We start from the raw sequence: 1,696 nt of genomic DNA, 5'->3' as shown, positions 1-1,696 counted from the left end.
GATACCGGGTCCTCGATTTCCTGAAGATCGACGCGCTGATGAACGAGACGGTGGATATCAAGGACGAACTGAAGCGGCAGGTGGAGAAGGCGGTGGAGGCGAGGAATAGCGCCGCCATCAAGGGGAGACGGGGCAAGCAGGTCGGGTGAGGATGCATCTCCCCATTCGATCTGAAAGGCTCCAACCGATTACGACTTAGCCGCCACCGGCGCATACTCCAGCGCCACAACGCCGTTGCTGAGCGGCGTGGCCGAAATCAATTCGAGCGAGACCGGCTCGCCGACTGGGAACAGCGGCTTGCCCTGGCCGACGGTGCCTGGATAGCTGAGCAGCCTGACGCGGTCGACCAGGCCATGGCGCAGCAATTCCTGCGCGACGCTGAGGCTGCCATGCACATAAATGTTGCCGCCACTGCCTTGCTTCAGGGTTCTGACCGCTTCCGGCAGCGGTCCCTTCAGCAATTCGGCCGGCTTCCAGTCGAGCGCCTTCAGGCTGGTCGAGGCGACATATTTCGGCAGCGCGTTGAACCGGTCGGCAAAATCTCCGGTTTCCTTGGGCCAGGAGCCGGTAAATATCTCATAGGTCGTGCGCCCCAAAAGCATGGCGCCGCTATCAGCAAGCTCGTCTTCCTTGAACCTGTTCATCGCGTCGTTCCAGATCACGCTGGGCAGCTTCTCGACCTCGGCAATGCCATCGACGCTGATGAATTCGGTGACGATAAGTTTTCGCATGGTGCTCTCCTTCTTCCGTCAGAGGACGGACTGCGCGGGGCCTTTGCGACACGTTCATGAAAAATATCGCTGCGCCTTGTCGTTTTCGGCTAATGCCCGAGACACGCATTGACCTCAGCCGGCCTGACGGCGCCACCCAATTGATGATGCAGTCGATCATCGCCAACAAGCTGAAGCAGTGCCGCCCCGATATCCTGGCTCGCCCGGCGGTGTCGAAATACCGCGTGCTCGATTTCCTGAAGATCGACGCTTTGATGAACGAGACGGTGGATATCAAGGACGAGCTGAAGCGGCAGATGGAGAAGGCGGTGGAGGCGAGGGGCGGCAAGCGCAAGCGAGGGAAGCGGGTTGACGCGTGAGGGCGGTGGCGTGCCGCTGAGGCGTGACGTCTACTCTGCTTGCCGAACTGGCTAAACGAACAAAATGCGACCCATGGAACGGTCGCATTTGACCTGGTGCGGATATAGGCGAGTTCACGGACGAATGGCGGCTATGCGCCTCATTCCGGTCGTTGATCCACCTTCCGGGAGTTCCTGAAGCCGGACAGTCTGCTCATTAGCCGGACGCCAGCATTTGAATGCAAACGAGCTGACATAGCCCGGCAAGCTCGCGCGGATGCCCCGCAGTTCTAGAGATCTTGGCTCAGATAATAAGGATCGCAACCAAATAGCATTCGCGCCACAAAGAGGTAAGAAAAACAGGTCGCCGGCAGCTAACTCAACTCTAAATTGTCGTTAGGTTGTAGTTCCGTGCCACCTAGCCTAAGCGATTGCGTTCTTGCAATATCTCAGGTCAAGCTCCAGAGCCAGTTTACATCAATGGATCTTTAATGAGTGCGCGCTTATCGACTGCCATTAGGATCGGGGAAGCCGCAAAGGCGATCTTTCGAAAGACTCAGAGCTTTCCAAGTCGAGAATTCGGAGAGCATGCAGACCTGAGCGAACGCGAACACGTCGGTGTTGAAC

1 protein-coding gene and 2 pseudogenes are annotated in these 1,696 nt (G+C 57.7%); 2 read left to right on the top strand and 1 reads right to left on the bottom strand.

All coding sequences use genetic code 11. The features are described from left to right. Nucleotides 1–149 (top strand): annotated as a pseudogene (locus EN993_RS38180) (patatin-like phospholipase family protein); the annotation flags it as partial. 39 nt (nucleotides 150–188) lie between these two features. Here EN993_RS38180 and EN993_RS35450 read toward each other — a convergent pair. Continuing rightward, entirely contained in the window at nucleotides 189–731 is a 543-nt protein-coding gene (locus EN993_RS35450) for a dihydrofolate reductase family protein (protein ID WP_127266205.1), read from the bottom strand. A gap of 128 nt (nucleotides 732–859) precedes the next feature. Between EN993_RS35450 and EN993_RS35445 the strand changes: the two are divergent. After that, nucleotides 860–1,090 (top strand): annotated as a pseudogene (locus EN993_RS35445) (patatin-like phospholipase family protein); the annotation flags it as partial. Nucleotides 1,091–1,696 lie beyond the last annotated feature (606 nt).

It is taken from the genome of Mesorhizobium sp. M7D.F.Ca.US.004.01.2.1, assembly GCF_003997785.1.
In the GTDB taxonomy this organism is placed as follows: domain Bacteria; phylum Pseudomonadota; class Alphaproteobacteria; order Rhizobiales; family Rhizobiaceae; genus Mesorhizobium; species Mesorhizobium loti.
The sequence above is the reverse complement of the archived record's forward strand: the minus strand, read 5'-3'. Positions and strand labels throughout refer to the sequence as shown.

Bases quoted from the DNA above. Each gene is read 5' to 3' on its own strand.
- EN993_RS35450 (WP_127266205.1), bottom strand. From the start codon at position 731: ATGCGAAAACTTATCGTCACCGAATTCATCAGCGTCGATGGCATTGCC.